This window comes from Bifidobacterium thermophilum (assembly GCF_002846655.1).
Taxonomy (GTDB): Bacteria; Actinomycetota; Actinomycetes; order Actinomycetales; family Bifidobacteriaceae; genus Bifidobacterium; species Bifidobacterium thermophilum.
Map to the genome: position 1 here is coordinate 416,307 of NZ_PCGX01000010.1, position 17,287 is coordinate 433,593.

Below are 17,287 nucleotides of genomic sequence, written 5' to 3' on the forward strand. Positions count from 1 at the left end.
ACGCGGCGGCGTCAATCTCCCCGTAACATACCCGCCGGAAGGTCACCATGCGGACATCAGCCCCGCGGCGTGTCACTTCAGACGTCTTCACCGCCGACGGAACAGCGACATGGGCATGAACCGGCGGCGGCCTTCCACAGCTGCGCGCACATCGGCGGCATCCTTGAGCGACGGCGCTGGAACATCACCGTGCCCGAATACGCACGCGGCGGCCCGACCGGCAACCTTTCCGGCCGCCTCGCAGGCGAGCGCGGCCTCTACGACATCGGCGATATCCCGATCCGTGGCTGTTGCAGGCCATCGCGCCCCGCAATCCCACGCGGTGTCCTGAAGCTCGCGCCACGCGCCAATCCACGCGGACCGGACCGGCGTGTCGTCGTCCGCTCCCCCACACGCCGCACGATCGAACGCCCATAACCGGCGACGTCTCCTGCGCGAACGTATGCCCATCGGGACGCAGCACAGCGCCCCCAACCCCGCGACAGCCACCAGGAACACCATCCACTGGCGGACCGGTAAGCCCGTCTGAGAAGCGTCATCGCGACCCTGCGTCCGGGAGCTGGGCCCGCCAATGGAGCCCGATGACGACGCCGAGGCGGAAGCCGACGGCGAAGCGGACTGTGAAGCTGAAGGCGAGGATGACTCTGACGGGCTTGACGACGACGCAGCCGAAGAGGGGCTTTGGCCGGCATCGGACGATTCCTCGGATGCAGCCGGGGTCACATCGAACGGGACCCAGCCAACCCCCGACAGGTAGGCTTCATCCCAAGCGTGCAGCTGTTTCGCGCTGACGCTGTACGACCCGTTCTCATCCACCACCCCGCTCGTGCTGTAGCCGAGCACCATGCGTGTGGGCACCCCGAGCGCTCGCCCGAGGATGGCGAATGCGCTCGCATAATGCGCACAGTAGCCGCTTTTGCGCTTGAGGAAGCTGCCGACCATCGCGATATTGCTGTCGTCGCCGGTTTCATCGCCCGGCACGTCCAGGGAATAGGTGAAGCCGTTCGAGGAGAAATACCTGACCAGATATTGCAACGCCTGTTCCTGCTCGTTGAAGGTGGATCCCTCGGATGGTATGCCATCGGCCTTCGCTTGGGAGATCACCGCCTTGACGCCAGACGGCAGCTTCGCCGGGAGTGACCGGTAGCGGGCGAGCACGGCTTTGTCGAGAGCATCGATGCGGGCGAACGGGTCAGATCCGTCGACCAGCCCGCTTTCCAACGCTACCGATATCACTGACGACACGGTCATCCCCGCCTTGGCGAACAGTGACGTGACAGCATCGGCGTCCGAGAAATCAGCTGCACCCACGGTGGCGGGAAGCGCAAGCATCCAGGTTCCGCCGCCCGAATCATGCACGAGCACGGCACTGTCTTTGTTCGGATTGAAACCGATGGCATTGGCGAACGACGTGCTCAGCGTGTACATACTGGCACTTCCCGGGTCGTTGGAATTCGCATCGCCGCTGTACCCGTTTTTCGACCATTCGTAGGCGAGCGCTCCGTCGAAAGTGTCGGAATTTGCGACGGTCAGGATGCCGTCGCTGCTCGTGACGGGAATGAGCAGCAGATCACCGGCGCGTTGCGCGGCCCCCGAGGACACCCATCGTGCGCGTTCCGTATTCGCCGTGGCGGCATCCGGCACAGTCAGATGCCCGGTGTCGCGCAAGGTCAACACGGCTTTCTCAATGGTGTCGATTTGTTGGAAGCCTAGGGACGAGCTGATTGGATCAATATAGATGCCCGTCGTCGTATAGGATTGCCCCCGTGTCGTGGTGGCGTTCCGCGACGTGATGCCGCCCGAGGAGTTGTCGGTCCAGTCGCCGCTGACTCCGGAATAGTCGAGCAGCAGGCCGCCGACCGGCAGCAGACGCGTGCTGAGCTTGTCGATGGTGACATCGGTTTCAGCGATCTTGATACCGAGCCAGCTATCCGCGACGTTCGCGGAATCAAGCGACCCGTTGTCATACGTCAGATATGTGGCCAACGGCTGAGCTGCGGACGAGTATCCACCTGAGGACGCGGCAAGCTTGGAGGCGGCTTTGTCCACATCGGATTGCAAGTTGACGAATGCGGTGGAGGAGCTGCGGCGATACAGATTCGCACTCGCCGACAATGTGGCATCGAAATTCCACGTATCGCCGTCAAAATCATCAAGCGTGGCCATACGCAGGTATCGTGCCCTGTTGGACTGGTAGGTCAAGGCGGTCGCCGAGGAGCCCGCCGTCAGGGAGCGTTTGAGATCGATCATCGGGTTGATGGTCGTGGAACTGAACATGCCGTTGCCCGCGTCGAAGGTGAGCGGGACGGACCGCGCGAACGCAAGCCCCGCCGACGTGCAAGACATCACCAAGGCCATCGTCACCACCGATGCGACACACGGCATGACCGGAGATGCGGCGTGCGGACGGACCGACCACCACGCCAAGGCGAGCGATGCCGCCAGTAGCAGCACCCCCACCCACGGCACTTCCTGCAGCATCGACACATTCGCCGCCGCACCCACGACAACGGGGAGGATGCCCATCCACGGGATTGCAGCGGGAATGCCGGCAAGCAGCCGGACAACCAGCATCACCCCGACGACAGCGATGATGACGGCGGCATCCGACGCCGCTCCCATATTCAGCGGCGGCACTTGCGCATACAACTGCTTGAAACCCGATGCAACCGTTGTCGCGAATCGTCCCCAGACCTGGGTGAACGGGACGTGCACGACGGTCTGCTCCCCGCCTGCGGACACTTGCGTGTAGACGGGATGCCACGGCAGGAATCCGAGGGTTTCACGCAACCGTAGCCCTGCAATGACAATCCCTGTCACAAGGGCTGTCAGGACGAATGTGATGCCCCGAATCGCTGCCACCAACCGCCTGTGCTTGAACCGCCGCGGTGTCGGAATCTGCGAGGTGATGGCAAGCGCCGCGACGCCTATCCGCGCGAATACCGGCCACCACAACCCCTTCCCTTGGACCAGCATCAGCGCCCACTGCACGCTCAGTTCCATGGTGAGCGCCACGATTGTGGTTCGCACAAGCAGTCCTGCAACTTGTGCTGCGACCCACCGACGTCGGCCGGATTGCCCGGCAGGCGTGTGGTCGTGGTTCGGTCCGGATTCGTGGGCGGCGGGCAGCCACGCACCGACCCGACGAATGTGTCTGCGCGCGGATGCCCGACCGCTCAGGGGTTCACTGCCCTCGACGGCATCATCCTCACTGTCATCCATCTCATACGAGCGCAACCGGTACGAGGCGTGGTCGCCCTGGACCAACACCGTTTGCACATTTGGCTGCCCGGCGGCACGCAGACTTGCGACGAGCCGGATTCCTTGGGCTGTTGTGGCGTTGGTGCCGTTCGCCGTATTTACGCCGCTTGCCGTGCTTGATGTGCTTGCCGTGATGACGACCACGTTGACCGGCATATGTTGCGCAGAAGCGGCATTGCACACGGTTGCAGCCATATGGTCGGCGTCCCCTCCGGCCTGTAGCGAGGCGATAAGCCGCATGGTCTGGCCTGAGGATGTGGCGACTGCCTGTCCGTCAGTGACAATCAGCTTGCCGCCGTGCCGTTCCAAGCCGGCACGCAGACCGGCATACCGGCTCATCGCGGCGTAGGCGACGGCATCAACCTGGGCGCCGGTAGTACAGGAGGCCATATCGCATACGAGCATGACCGCATGCACCATGCTGCGCGGGGCGCGTTTGACCACGAGACGGCCCGCGCTGGCGCTACGTTTCCACGCGATGCTGCGCACGGGGTCGCCGGGCTCATATTCACGCAAACCCGCAAATCCGAAGGTCGCCCGTCCCCCGCCACGCGCACCTGACGCAGGTTCGCCGGCAGTCACGTTGACGGGCCCCGGTTCAGGAAGAATCACCAGTTCCGCATCATCGGGGATGACCGTACGCACAACAAACAGACCGAGCGGTTCGCGCCACGACAATACCATGCCAACACGCCGATACCATCCACGCTGATCGGGGACACTGCCGACATATTCCTCCGGATTGAGCCGGATGTACGTGCCGACGGTGCGGATATCATGCGGCAGCATCACCGCATGGCAGAGCCGACGCCAGCGGGGAATCCGTTCCGTTCCCGCGGCCGTGTCCGCGGCTGTATTCGTCCCGACCGGCCGTCCAGACTGAATACGCCGTACTGCAACCGATTGCACAACACCCCAGCACCCGGACATCAGCCACACCGCTGTCCACGCGATGGCTGCGGCTACCAGCACACGGGCGTCGAAGGTCAACGCGACAAGCCACAACGCCACAATCGCCAGACCGGCCACCAGCCCCGCGGCACCCGGGCGGACGCACCCGCGGCGCATTCTCCACGGCACCCCTGCCCTGCGCAAGCGAGCTTGGCTGGATGCGTGGCGGGCGGGCTTGCCGCCAGCTGACGATTCGTCGGTCATATGATTCACCTGTCAGACGACCGCGGGACCGGGGTGCGCTCAATCAGCGATTCCACCAGCTGACGCGCCAGACCGGTCGGTGCGGTACCGTATCCGGCGTTCTCCAGCACCAACCGGTGCGACAACGCGAACGGCGCCGCCCAACGCACATCGTCAGGAAGCACGAAACCTCTGCCCTCATACAGCGCCTTCGCACGGGACAGAGCGGCGAGCTGCAGACTGCCGCGAGGCGACACGCCGTAGGATACGCCCTCCATCGTGCGGGTAGCGGCCGTCAATGACACCAGATAATGGGCCACCGGCTGCGAAATCTTCACCACGGCGCAGGTATCGCGTATCGCCTGCATCTGGTCGAGTTCCGCGACACGATGCAATCCTTCAAGCGGTCTGGACGCATGATCCGACATCACCATCCGCTCCTCCGTCCCGGCAACCGGATACCCGAAGCCCATGCGGATCATGAACCGGTCGAGTTGTGCCTCAGGCAGCGGATAGGTTCCTTCAAGCTCAATCGGGTTCTGCGTGGCGACAACGATGAACGGCTGCTCCAGATGATGCGTCTGCCCGTCCACAGACACCTGCCCCTCGCCCATCGCCTCCAACAGTGCGGACTGCACTTTCGGATCGGCACGGTTGATTTCGTCGGCGATCACGATATTGGCGAAAATCGGGCCAGGATGGAACGCAAAGGACTCCGTGGCGCGCGAATACACGTTCATGCCGAGCAAATCGCCCGGCAGCAAATCCGGAGTGAACTGGATCCGCCGTACTGTCCCGCCGATTGCCGTAGCCAGAGCTCTCGCCAACGTGGTTTTACCGACTCCCGGAACATCTTCGAGCAGCACGTGACCGCCGGCAGCGAAGGTCAGAACCGTTGTCTCCACCGTCTCGCGCGGGCATGCAAGCACCGCGTTCAACGCGTCGGCCACGGCATGCAACACGTCCCGCGCCTGTGAGGTTCCCATCGAAGTGACCATATGTTGTCCCCTGCCTCGTAGCAGATGTCGTGTCGGAACACACGACCAAAGCCATCTTACCGCCCGGTCCACGCCGCGTGTCACGTCGGATCTGGCTGGGCAAACAAAAAGGCCCCGGCATAAGCCGAGGCCTTACAAGACGCGGAACGTCAGTTCAGGATCGCGAGCACGTCGCGGGCGGAGACGATCAGATAATCCTCGCCCTGATAGTGCACTTCGGTGCCGCCGTACTTGGAGTACAGCACCTTATCGCCGACCTTGACATCCATCGGGATGCGCTCGCCCTTGTCGTCGCGACGGCCGGGGCCGACAGCCAGAACTTCACCCTGCTGCGGCTTCTCCTTGGCGTTGTCCGGGATGAACAGGCCCGAAGCGGTCTTGGTTTCGGCTTCCGCCTGCTTGACAATGATCTTGTCTTCCAACGGTGTGAGTGAGATCGACACTGTGGACCTCCTCTTTCTAAGAGAAATCGATACTTCCCGCGCCAGGACATCGCTTTCAAGAGGCTGACGATCACTATCGGCGCCGTCCCTTTGCGCTACACCTCATCGTAGCGCGTTGTTAGCACTCTGCCAACTCGAGTGCTAACGCTGAGAGTGAAACCCTAGGAATCACAACGATTACAGAAGTCAAGAAGAGCGGCGCTGCAGCACGGCACGCAAATCGTGACCCAACGAATCGGTCGTTTCCTCGGGCACATCCACATGCGCGTTCGATTCGGCATGATGGAAGGTTTCCGCGTTGTTCATCGGCGTGTCGCCGTGCTTGCCCTGTGTACGCTCATGCGCATGTTCCTTGACCGGAACCGCTTTGGCGACTTGCCGGGTTGACTTGATTTCCAAGCTTTCCGGGGCATCCTGTTCCGCATGTTCTTCGATGTTGCGCGGTGCGCCCCACGAGAAGGAGATGAGGTCCTGATGACGCCCGGCAGCCATGTCGAACACGTCCAGCGAAGATGCAGGACTCACTTGACTGAGTTCAAGCGTCTGGTCGGCAGGCTCGGATTGTTCAGCCTGCTCATTGCGCGCACCGGGTTCGGCAGGCCCGGCGGATTCGCCATGCTCGGCGGCAGCCGGCTCGGCAGGTGCGGCAGATTGCGTGTTATGCGCGTTCGTATCGTCGGTCGCGGCTTGCGCGGCGGCATCAGCATCATCTCGCCCGTTCGCTCCGCGAGCGCCCTGGATATCGCGCACCGCCCCGGCATCAGCGTACTGTTGCCCGCCTTGCCCTGCAGCATCCTTGCGGTCATGGGAACCGGTTTCCGGACCAGTTTCAGCGTCTACGGACTGACGGAACGCCTTGCGCGCCAACCTGCGGTCGCGTTCGGCCATACCCTGTTCAACTGCGCGATGAATCTCTTGCTGTTCCATCAGCGATGTCTCCACGGCATCCGCCTGGGCTTCCGGTGTCTGATCGACCGGCGCTTGATCGGCTGGCGCCGGGGCGGAATGCTCCGCGGCCTCAATACCTTCGGACGCGCTGCCCGACACACCATCGACAGCCTTGGCTGCCGCGACATGTTCCGCTGCTGCGGTCTGCGGTTTTCCGGAACGCGTGCGCTCGCGACGCTCCTGCGCCAACAGCTTGGATACCTTGGTCTCCCACGCACGCGCATGGCGGCTCGCCCGCGCTCCCAGAGCAATCGTCAATACCAGGAATCCAGCCGGAATCAACACATATAACGGGGAGAAATGCAACAAATACGACAGCACACCCACGACAACGCAAGCCAGCAACAACACACATGCGATGATGCGACGACGGCGGATCGACGCCCTACGCAGACGACGAACCTCGGCGATATGCTCATGGGACACCCGCGCCCCCTTTGCCTGTGCTGGCCGCATCACAGCCCCTTTCGTCACCGGCGAATGACCGTCCGAAAACCTCGTACCGCTGTGCTCATCAATCAGATGCAACGACGGCGAATATTTGTCCTGGCGGCGCCTGATCACCCGCTTCATGCTGTCAGCTGTCCTTGTGGGCAGCCATCCGGCGATGAAAAGTATCAGCACCGCAAGCACAACAATAGCGCTGACACCTTCATAATCCATAATCACCTAGAATAGGTGACCAAGCTGAAAATAGCAGCACAGTCCCGGGGCGTGTCGTGCAGCCACGCATCAGGCAGATGGCGGCACCTGACCACGCGCGGCGAACGCTGCAGCGAGACCGTCAGAGGGACGCTCCTGTGCGAACAACACATACGATTCGTGATCGCGCCAACGGCCGTTGACATGCATGTACTGCCGCCGCACCCCCTCGTCGATGGCGCCCAGCTTCTCCGCCACGCGACGGGAACGATGATTGTCCGGAATAATCGCGATTTCAATGCGATGCAACCGCGGTCCGTCCGGGCAATCAAAGGCCCAATCCGCCACAATGGCGACCGCAAGCGGTGCGATACCCCGCCCGGCAACCGCCTCATCAACCCAATACCCCACCAGACCGGTACGCATCGCGCCATACGTGATGGCGCCCAGCGACACCTGCCCGACAATACGCCCGTGTTCCGTGATCAGGAACAGCGCGCCCGAACCGTCGCGTTCCCGCCTACGCAATTCACGCACCCACTGGTTGAAGGTCAGACCCGGGCCGCCAAGCGGATCGTCGGAATCCCACGGGGACAGCCATGCCTGGTTACGCCAGCGCAAGGTTTGCAGCTCATCCTCATCGTCAAGCGTGCAGGGCCGCAGTTCAATCGGCGTGGCGCCGGCCGGAGCTGTCAAGGACTTCGGCATCACGAATTCGCGCGGCGGTCTGCCGTGCATGATGCCGCGGAATGATTGCAGAACAGACATCGGTTTCATTGTGCCACACCGTCGCGCCACAGCACCGCGTCAAATCATCGTGCGATATCATTGTGCGAAATCATCCAGAGACATCATCTTGCCGTTTCTTCATACGATTTGCGGATGAACCGCCGTCTCCACGCGTTGTGATATCCGTGAGGTATGACCACCACACAGAGCGACCACGCATCGGCGGCGACAACCGCTGCAATACCGACAACCACTGGGCCAAATGCGACGCCGGACTCCGCAATGCCCGCCGCGAACCTAGCGGCAGCACGCGCACAGGCGAAACGCGCGGCAAGACATCAAGCCCTGCAACGTCGAGCAACGCTGAGCGCCCAAGCCTTCGCCGATGCGCGTGCCTCGCTCGCCCGTCAAGCCGAACCGCTGGTCTCGCCGCTTGTCCGCGGGACAACCGTCGCCGCGTACGTATCCATGGGCACAGAGCCTCCGATTGACGGAGTGCTCGAACGCCTGCTCAGCCAAGGGATGCGGGTGCTGGTCCCCCGACTCGGATCGAGCAAAGAACTGGTCTGTGCATGGAGCGAACTGGACGCTCTTGAACGGCTCCACGACATGCCGCGCAGCGCTTCCGGCGGCTTGCGTCCACGCGAACCCTCAGGTCCGGCCCTTGCGTCGGACAGCCTCGGGCAAGCCGAACTCATTCTTGTTCCGGCGTTCGCAATCGATTCGCACGGCTTGCGGCTGGGACGCGGCGCAGGATGGTATGACCGGGCGCTGCTGCATGCCTCCCCCCAGGCCACCATCATCGGCGTGTGCTGGCCATGGGAGGCGAACGTGCACGACCTGCCGCGCGACCCGCATGACGTGCCGGTCGGCGGTATCCTCACCCCGGAAAGCCTGACGATATTTGACTGATTCGCGCGCTTATCCCGGTTCGCAATACGAGAACACCATGAGTGTCACCGAATCGACTAGGATATGTACGGATTACGAAACGTACCGACCTGTCGATTCTCGTGGAGGGAACACCGTGCCAACCTATCATTACCGTTGCAAGAACTGTGGCTATGATTTCACCGAACAGCAGTCGTTCAGCGACGCCCCGATCACCGTATGCCCGCAGTGCGGACAGGAGCGTGTGCGCAAGGTCTATGCCGCGCCGTCCATTGAGTTCAAGGGCAGTGGCTTCTACCGCACCGACAGCGGCAGCTCATCGAAGTAACCGCCTTGAGTCCTGAACCGTCAGGTTCCGGCGAAATCAATCATGTGGCGCCCCCGCGGACAATCCAGCGGGGGCGTTGCCGTATCCGACGATACCGGCAGGCGCAGCGGCTCAGGCGGACGTGGTTTCCGCGCCGGCAGCAGTGGAGGCGATGACGAACCGAAATCCAGACTCCATCAGACGGAGTAATCAAAAATCCGCAACTTTTGACCACATTCCCCGGTGACGGTTGCGCAGCCGCGTCGGGGCATGGTCGGATGGTGACATGGAATCATCACAGACCGCATTCGCAGCCGCCTCTGTCAAATCCGGGGACGCCACCAAACGCAAGCACCGACGCGGGATGAGTCTTGCCCGACGGCGGTTGATTGCCCGGATGCGACGACTGACAAGCGCGCTACTCGCAGGGCTGGCGATGTTCAGCGTGCTCCAATGTGTGATGGCGACGGTGCGCACCCAGCCGATGCTCGTCACCACCGCACACGTCAGCCGCGGGGAACGGCTTCACGCCACGCAACTGGCTACCATCAGCGTGCCCGCGCATGCCTCGTTCGCCCAGGCTCCGGCGACACCAGCTCAGGTTGAATCGTCAATCGCGCTCGTCGATATGCCAGCCGGCACACTCATTCTGGCATCGCATATCCGCGGCCGTCCTATACCACCGGAAGGCTCCACAGTCATCGAAACACCGCTGGCCAGTCAACCCGACAGTATGGTTGCGGGCGATACGGTCGACCTGATTGTCGGCCAATCCTGCGATGCGATTGGGTATTCGGCTTCATCTTCGACTGCAGAACACGCCGGAACCGACGACGGCCAGCAAGCCCAACAACCGCAAGCCCAACAACCGCGAGCTCAAGCACCTTCGCAAACCCCCGAGGAGTATCCGCCCGCGGATGTGTCAGCGGGAACCGACAGCCAGCCCGGCCAACCGTGTGTGATTGCACAAGAAGCCACCGTCATCGCTGTCCCTTCGGACACTTCGGACGGCGTCGCGCCGGGCACAGACAGCAAGACGGCCATCGCCATGCGTCCCAAAGAGGCCCTCGCGCTCATGCGTTTGCCGGATGGCCTGCCGGTCATCGCGGCGCGACGTGCAGCGCAATCGGCTTCAGATCAGGGCGCTCAGTGACAACCGACACACACAGCACCCAAGGCAGCGCCCAAGAGGCAACTCCCAGGCGCGCGTGAAATCCGGCGATGCGACCGGCAAATCGGCGAATTACCGACCGCGCTCGTTGAACACGGCCCAGTGCGGCGGCAATTCGCCGAGAATACGCTGATCGTCGTCAGCATCGCGCTGTTCGCGCGTCTGCACGTCGGAAGGCTCCAGCTTGACGCCATCAGCATCGAAGCGTTCAGTGCCCTTCATCGTGACACGATGATGACGGCGAGGCGTGCGACGGTGCGCATCATACGAAGGCATTCACGCCTCCCGGTACAGCGTGCCGATACGGGCGACCATGCGGTCAACCTCCTTATCGGGGTTGACGAATGCGGCGACGCTCCATACCGTCATCACCGACCACCCAAGCTGAGCCAACTCCTGCGGAAGCAGGCGGTGGCGGGTACGCGTGGACTGGATGCCCATGAACTGGGCGTCATCGGTGAGTACGGCCAGCGCGTATGGCTTGCCTTTGACACCGATGACCAGCGGAATGCGCATGCCATCGGAGAAGCCGTAATCCACGGCAACGTCCAGCCCGCGGGCGCGAATACGGTCCGCCAAATCGTTGAACAGGACATTGTCGCCGGCCGACGCAGGCTGCGGACGCAACGCACCGGAATCCAGCGTTTCCGCCCACTGCAACAATCGCTTGAGCAGCTGCGGGCCAGGCTGGTGAAGACGCTCATCATCCAGATCCTCAGGACCGAAGGAGGAGACGATATCAAGATTGCGGTCGGCGAGCGCGAGCGCGTCAAGCAGCATGCCCTTGCCGCCGTCGCCTTCAAGCGGGCCGAACTGCTGCAACAGCCTGCCGTGCGTGGTTTTCGCATAGCACATCGAAACGATGGCGTCGGTGGTTTGCGCCCCGGCGACTTCGTCGATGCCGATCAGCCGGACATGCCTGAGGAACCGCCCCATCGCCTTGTCCTTGGTCGCCAAGGACTTGAGTTCTGCGCCCAGACGGGAACGGAACGCTTCGGTCAGCGTCACGACGGTGAGCATGTAGTCAACGGGCACCACGGTGAATGACCCGGCACGGTCGCAAATCAGCTTAGTGACCGTGGAAATCTCCTGCTGACTGCTTTCTACGAGTCCGGAGGAGATGACCGGCACGCCCGTGCCTTCGATCCGGTGCAGTCGAACCGTGCCCTGCATGCCTTCCGTCGGCGCGGCATGTCGAATCTCGCCGTAGCCTTCCTTGCGCAGGAATACCGACAGCTGCGGGGAACGCCGCGTCAGGCGGGATCGCACCGAAACATGCGGCAGGATGTCGATCAAGGCTTTCACGCTCGGGGAAGTTACTGTTGCACAATGCGCGATGAGCACCACCTGACGGGCACGGCAGACGATGGTGAGCAGTTCGATCGCCGGCAGATGGGCTGCGGCGTCGATAATCACCACATCGGCGAGCGGGGCGGGATCGGTCAGCGCCGCGAGTGTGGACGGCGTACCCATAAGCACCGGCTTGGCGAGCGCCATAATCTGCGGGTGGTCGTGCAGCACACGGTTGAACGGGGTGTTCTGCCCGCCCGCGAGCACAGTGTGCAGCTGGTTTGCCTCCTGCGTTTTCGAGAACAGCAGATCGCACAGCTTGCGGATGGATTCCTGGTGAATCATCGGGCCGATCGAGCGCACATGCTCGGTATCGACCTGTGCGAACCGGTCGGCGGCTGTCTGCAGCGCGGACCCATCCTGATTCGAGATGATGGCGGATTCCTTGACGATGTCCTCGAACACGGTCGTCCACCACGACAGCTGAAGCTCGCCTTCAACTGCTTCCACAGGAACGTGGCGCGCCCGCAAATCGTCGACCAGCTCATCCAACCCGACGGAGCGGAAGTCCTGTTCGAGACGGCACCGGCCGGGCAGGGTATCCAATGCCATGTGGTCGTTGTACAGCGCCTTGAGCCGTTCCTCAAGCGTGTTGAAATCAAGCGATTCCAGGTTGCCGCCCTTCGGCGTGGTAGCCAGCACCGCATCGAGGGAGGTGATGTCGCGCATCAGAGCGTCCTGGGTTTCCAGAATCGTGTCCAGCTTCGGCGGGAGCACCGGCCAGCCGCCGTGAGGCACGAACAGATGCCATTGCTCGGATTGCTTGGCGACCACGACAAGGGCGTCATGCAAGTTCTCAACCTGGGCGCCGACACGCAGCAGGCTCTTGGCTTCCTTGACGAGGCGGCGACGTTCCCAGAAGCCCAGATCGGAGCCTTCGGCCTTGCGTTGCTGCTTGGATTTGCTCGCCTCAATCATCGCGTCGATATCGCGTTCGAAGATCTCCGGTTGGAACACGTCAAGCACGCGGCGCAGATTCTTCAACACCGTCACCTGACGTCCCCACTCCTGCGCTGTCGTAGGCACAGGGAATCCGCAGGTCTGCACGGTGGTCGCCACTTGCTCGCGGGTGGCGGGCAGCAGTTTCTGCATGACATCGACAACCCGCTGATACGCGTCGACAGCCTGGTCTTCGGTCGTCAAGGACGCCTGATACCAAGCGGTATCGTCTGGGCCGATCGTGAATTCGCCGAGTTCGCCGGCGGTGGTGAGCTTGTTCGCCCACTCGTCCATATGCCCGTTGAGGGTGCGAGCAGCGGATTGACTCAGCCGCACGTGGGTCGCCGGGTGGGTCGGCAATGTCGCGATGCTCGCGAGGTTCTGGATGGTCTGGTATGCCGAGACCCCCCAACGCTCGTTGACGCCGTGCAGGTCGCCCAGATACCGGGTCAACCGCGAGCGCACGCCCACCAGCTCGTCGGACAGCTGGTCGAAACGGCTTGCCGCGTTGCCCGTACGGTACCCCACCGCGGCGATCAGCTGCTTGTCGATGGCGGTGTTGCCCTGCTCGTCGGCGATGTCAAGAACCATATCGCCCATGCTGTTGGCGCCCATAAGCCGGGTGAAGCGGCGCTTCTGCTCGGCCACGCATGGGACGTAGAGCACAGATTTGCCGTTCATTACGCACCGCGAAGCGATGGCCGCGGCTTGGGCGGCAGTGCCGCTGCCGACCTCGCTATCCACGATGATGGAGTGTCCGGCTGCGGCGAGATTGGCCGCATACCGCACGGTGTTGTCCACATCGCCGATTTCGAATTCGGCATGCGGATCGCCGTCGAACGGGCTGAATTCGGGGATTTTATCGGCTTCGATGTCGTGAAGCGCCTGAGGCAGGCCGGCAAGCGCGTCAAGAATGGTGTTGCCGCTGGCCCCATGGCGCAAGGCATCGATGATCCGCTGGCTTTCCAGCAGAATCTGCGCGCTCGGATCCATGAAGCAGCCGACGATGATGTACCGATCGATGTTGAAATCGGTGAACGCCTTGCGGGCCTGCCGTTCTATCGCGGCGAACACTGCGGAAGTCTCCGGGGTGCCGTTGGGGTAATTGGAGCCGTCGAACAGCTCGTCTTCGTCGAGGTTGACGCCTTGATCATGCAGGGCGGTCACGAACGAGGGGTTGAGCCGGCCGCGACCCGTGAAGCTGATGGTTGCGTCGGTTTCGCCGCCGCCCGGCTTGCGCGTCACATCGACCGGGTACAGCAACACCGGGACTGATTTGCCCGACCATGTTGCCACGCCGACGACCATGGACAGTTCGGCGACTCCGCTGAGCCGGCTTTTCGTGGTCTGGTCCTCGTAGACGCGTTCCAGACGACGCCCTGCAGCCCGAAGCATGCCGGCGTCACGGAACAGGGAATCAAGCGGCGCCTTGCCGCTGGCGAACAGCTGGGCGATACCTGAAGGATGCGCGTGCGTCAAATCAAGCTGCGCCGACAGCTGGCTGATATCCTCAAGCGGAGACGGCGCCAAGGCGTTGCGATAGTCGTCACGCCAATGACGCATACGCCTGAGTGCTTCCTCAGACTGGATGGATTCACTCACCTTCGACTCACTTCCCTACCGCTTTGCGGTATTCCTGATAGCCCTGATTGCGCGAAAGCGCCGCGTCGACATCGGCGTTGCCCTGCGCCGCAAGCCACGTGTACAGGTCATCGTACAGCGAGGGGTTCATCGCAAGGAACGGCAGCAGCTGGGCGTGCCGCGCGATCTGGAACTGGACGGTGTAATCACTGGTGGTCTTCGCCTGCTGCGAGGTGTATCCGCCGACCTCCACCATCTGCTCCTGCTTGTCAAAATCCCCGCGGGAGACACGTTCGAACACCGAACCTGGCTCGAATACCGGCTTGAAGTTCTGTTGCGGATCGGCAGATACCTGCGGCTGTTGCATACCCGGCTGTTGGGCTGCGGGCTGCCCTGCGGTGGGACGAGCGAAACGGCTGTAATCCTGCGATTCAACGGTCTGCGATGCCTGCTGCGGCGCGGATTGAACGGGTTGCGTAGCCTGCATGACCGGAGCGACCTGCGCGGACTGGACAGCTTGCGCAGGCTGGACAGCTTGTGCGCCTTGCGCGGCTGGAGCATACTGGTCCGCTGGAGATGCCTGCGCGGCGGAAGCGTCCATCGGTGTGAAGGTCACACGCGCCGCCTGTTGAGTAGGCTGTTGCGCTGCCTGAGCAGGCTGTTGCGCCGCCACGGGACCAGGACCGGCTTGCGCAATCTGCTCTGCAGGGGCTTGTACTGCAGATGCCGGGGATTCATGGGCCGGGGACTGATCAGCCAAAGATTCATCGGCTGATTGATTGGCCGACTGCCCCTCAGCGGTCGGTTGTTGTGCATTGACCGGCTGGTGCTGTGCATCACGGTCGCTCGCGGCACGCGCCGCCTGTACTTCATGAATTCGCTGTGCGCTGAACAAATCATGCACTGACACCACATCCGGCTTTGACGGGTTCGAGGCGGGGGCTTCGCTCTGCTCGGGTGCAACAGAGCCACCATTGGCGATGTCGGTGGGCATGTTGTCTGCGGAATCTCCCTGGGCGGTCGTGTTCTCGGCCTGATACTGGCCGCCGGCAGCCTCAGCTCCGTCCTGACCCGATGCCGACGAACCGGCATCCGACTCAGACGGCTGCTGCTTGGCTTGATCTTCCTGCTTGCTGCGCTTCTCGGCATCGGCGAACAAATCACGCGGGCCAGGCTCGTTCATGCCTCCCGGCTGCACGGTCAACGGCAGCTCTTCGAGCGGATGCTGTTCGGCGAACTGACGTTGCTGAGTGACAGTGACCACGGGATCAGGCAGGATGGGCTGCGCGCCGAACGCACGCGCCGGCGAAGTCTCGCGCTGCACAGGCATCGCACCGGAGGCGGACTGGCGAGAAGCGGAATCGCGCTGACCGGCATCCGCGCCGGAAACCGTATGCCCGGCGGGGGACGCTTGCTCTTGCACTGTTTCTTGCCCCGGCTGGGCCTGAAGCTGATCATCCGACGCATTCCCATCCACGGGCTGCTCCGGCTCAGTGCCGGCGAGCTTCGGCACATGCAGCGAGGCGTCGCGCAACTCACGCAGGCGGTCGGCGACATTCTGCGAGCTAAACATCGCAGTCGGCTCACCGGCGCGCAGATTGAGGATGTCGTCCACGGACATATCAGACGGATCGGGCTCCTGCTTCGCGTCATCAGGGGCATAGGAGAACAGGTCCGTCACCTTGGGCTCGACCCGCTCCTGCGCGTCCACACGGATGAAATCGACGGGAATATCACCGAATTGCAGGCGAATCGGCGAATATTTCAGCTCGCATTCCACACCGGGCTGCAGCCGCGTCAGTTCGCCGTTCTCGCGGATCATATACGAACCGTTCGTGGAGTTGAGATCACGCACGTCCGCGGAACCGTCCTCATGCACCGTGAACAAGGCATGGCGTTTGGACATGGAGCGTTCGCTGTCGGGGACTTCAAGCCTTCGATTGCCGTCATCGGCAAGCGGGCGCAACGGTTTACGACCGATTTCAATGCTCTCCCCCGGCTTTACATCCGTCTGTTCGGCGCCATTGACCTTGATGATCCACTGCTGCCCGGATCGCTGCTCAGTCACCTTGCGGCCTTCCTTTCGCCTGGTACGCGCAATTGCACACTACCTGCCATTGTGCCATGCTCTCCCTATTATCGCTCATAGCCTTGGAAGGTATTGACAAGTTCCACGCAATGACGTGTCGTTTCCGGACGCCATCAGGTTGCGAACACCCACAAACTACCTACGCTGACAACCACCCAGCGTAAACAGTTTGAGAGGGGGTGGACGGGACCGCTCGGTGTGATTCCGTCGGATGCGATACCGGTGGATGCAACACCCAAGACACAACAAAAACGACCCCGACCGCCCAATGGACGATACGGGGTCGTTACGCTCAAAACTCAAGCGAAATGGTGCGGCTCAAGCCGCGATCATTACTTGAGCTCGACGGTAGCGCCAGCCTCTTCGAGCTGCTTCTTGGCCTTCTCGGCGTCTTCCTTCTTGGCCTTCTCGAGAACCGGCTTCGGAGCCTCGTCCACGAGCTTCTTGGCGTCAGCCAGGCCGAGGTTGGTGATGGCCTTGACAGCCTTGATGACCTGGATCTTCTTGTCGCCAGCGGAGGTCAGGACGACGTCGAACTCGGTCTTCTCTTCCTCAGCGGAATCGCCAGCAGCCGGAGCGGCAGCGACGACAGCAGCGGCCGGAGCGGCAGCCTTGACGTCGAACTCATCCTCGAAGGCCTTCACGAACTCGGAGAGCTCGACGAGGGTCATTTCCTTGAACGCATCCAGGAGCTCTTCATTGCTGAGCTTAGCCATAATGGCTTCCTTTCAATCATGGCAGCGGGTTGGTTTTGGGTTGGTGTCCCGCGGCCTACATGTTTTCTTATTTGTGAGATACCGATAT

12 protein-coding genes are annotated in these 17,287 nt (G+C 62.3%); 3 read left to right on the forward strand and 9 right to left on the reverse strand.

Annotated elements, in window-relative coordinates; translation table 11 throughout:
- Positions 1-87 precede the first annotated feature (87 nt).
- The 5 genes from CQR48_RS07265 to CQR48_RS07285 form a co-directional block, all read right to left on the reverse strand.
- Positions 88-4,416, reverse strand: a complete 4,329-nt coding sequence (locus tag CQR48_RS07265) for a transglutaminaseTgpA domain-containing protein (RefSeq protein ID WP_101452465.1) — start codon at positions 4,414-4,416, stop codon at positions 88-90.
- Positions 4,417-4,421: 5 nt separating this feature from the next.
- Positions 4,422-5,381 carry an AAA family ATPase gene (locus CQR48_RS07270; protein ID WP_033492859.1) on the reverse strand — a complete coding sequence of 320 codons (960 nt, stop codon included), beginning with the start codon at positions 5,379-5,381 and terminating at the stop codon, positions 4,422-4,424.
- A gap of 161 nt (positions 5,382-5,542) precedes the next feature.
- Positions 5,543-5,836, reverse strand: coding sequence for a co-chaperone GroES (gene groES, locus CQR48_RS07275; RefSeq protein ID WP_015450992.1), 294 nt, complete (start codon positions 5,834-5,836; stop codon positions 5,543-5,545).
- A 186-nt stretch (positions 5,837-6,022) separates the two neighbouring features.
- Positions 6,023-7,240 carry a hypothetical protein gene (locus CQR48_RS07280; RefSeq protein WP_143252506.1) on the reverse strand — a complete coding sequence of 406 codons (1,218 nt, stop codon included), beginning with the start codon at positions 7,238-7,240 and terminating at the stop codon, positions 6,023-6,025.
- Positions 7,241-7,516: 276 nt separating this feature from the next.
- On the reverse strand, positions 7,517-8,194 hold the full coding sequence (locus CQR48_RS07285; RefSeq protein ID WP_101452467.1) for a GNAT family N-acetyltransferase: 678 nt from the start codon (positions 8,192-8,194) through the stop codon (positions 7,517-7,519).
- A 153-nt stretch (positions 8,195-8,347) separates the two neighbouring features.
- On the opposite strand from CQR48_RS07285, the gene CQR48_RS07290 reads away from it, so the two are divergent.
- The 3 genes from CQR48_RS07290 to CQR48_RS07300 all read left to right on the forward strand — a co-directional run bounded on the left by CQR48_RS07290 (position 8,348) and on the right by CQR48_RS07300 (position 10,506).
- Positions 8,348-9,067: a 5-formyltetrahydrofolate cyclo-ligase gene (locus CQR48_RS07290; RefSeq protein ID WP_052307700.1), complete on the forward strand. Its 720-nt coding sequence runs from the start codon at positions 8,348-8,350 to the stop codon at positions 9,065-9,067.
- Between the two features lie 115 nt (positions 9,068-9,182).
- Entirely contained in the window at positions 9,183-9,374 is a 192-nt protein-coding gene (locus tag CQR48_RS07295) for an FmdB family zinc ribbon protein (RefSeq protein ID WP_015450996.1), read from the forward strand.
- A gap of 265 nt (positions 9,375-9,639) precedes the next feature.
- A complete protein-coding gene (locus CQR48_RS07300; RefSeq protein ID WP_101452468.1) occupies positions 9,640-10,506 on the forward strand; it encodes an SAF domain-containing protein in 867 nt (288 codons plus the stop codon).
- A 90-nt stretch (positions 10,507-10,596) separates the two neighbouring features.
- Here CQR48_RS07300 and CQR48_RS07305 read toward each other — a convergent pair whose 3' ends face one another.
- From CQR48_RS07305 to rplL, 4 genes are all read right to left on the reverse strand, one after another.
- Entirely contained in the window at positions 10,597-10,800 is a 204-nt protein-coding gene (locus tag CQR48_RS07305; protein ID WP_015450998.1) for a hypothetical protein, read from the reverse strand.
- On the reverse strand, positions 10,801-14,415 hold the full coding sequence (locus CQR48_RS07310; protein WP_180334583.1) for a helicase: 3,615 nt from the start codon (positions 14,413-14,415) through the stop codon (positions 10,801-10,803). It lies immediately after the preceding gene.
- Between the two features lie 7 nt (positions 14,416-14,422).
- Complete coding sequence (locus tag CQR48_RS09350; protein ID WP_244898964.1) at positions 14,423-16,462, reverse strand: variant leucine-rich repeat-containing protein; 2,040 nt, start codon at positions 16,460-16,462, stop codon at positions 14,423-14,425.
- A 353-nt stretch (positions 16,463-16,815) separates the two neighbouring features.
- Positions 16,816-17,199, reverse strand: coding sequence for a 50S ribosomal protein L7/L12 (gene rplL, locus CQR48_RS07320; RefSeq protein ID WP_015451001.1), 384 nt, complete (start codon positions 17,197-17,199; stop codon positions 16,816-16,818).
- Between the last annotated feature and the right edge of the window lie 88 nt (positions 17,200-17,287).

Bases quoted from the DNA above. Each gene is read 5' to 3' on its own strand.
- CQR48_RS07265 (WP_101452465.1), bottom strand. From the start codon at position 4,416: ATGACCGACGAATCGTCAGCTGGCGGCAAGCCCGCCCGCCACGCATCC.
- CQR48_RS07280 (WP_143252506.1), bottom strand. From the start codon at position 7,240: ATGCGGCCAGCACAGGCAAAGGGGGCGCGGGTGTCCCATGAGCATATC.
- CQR48_RS07300 (WP_101452468.1), top strand. From the start codon at position 9,640: ATGGAATCATCACAGACCGCATTCGCAGCCGCCTCTGTCAAATCCGGG.
- CQR48_RS07270 (WP_033492859.1), bottom strand. From the start codon at position 5,381: ATGGGAACCTCACAGGCGCGGGACGTGTTGCATGCCGTGGCCGACGCG.
- CQR48_RS07285 (WP_101452467.1), bottom strand. From the start codon at position 8,194: ATGTCTGTTCTGCAATCATTCCGCGGCATCATGCACGGCAGACCGCCG.
- CQR48_RS07305 (WP_015450998.1), bottom strand. From the start codon at position 10,800: ATGCCTTCGTATGATGCGCACCGTCGCACGCCTCGCCGTCATCATCGT.
- rplL (WP_015451001.1), bottom strand. From the start codon at position 17,199: ATGGCTAAGCTCAGCAATGAAGAGCTCCTGGATGCGTTCAAGGAAATG.
- CQR48_RS07290 (WP_052307700.1), top strand. From the start codon at position 8,348: ATGACCACCACACAGAGCGACCACGCATCGGCGGCGACAACCGCTGCA.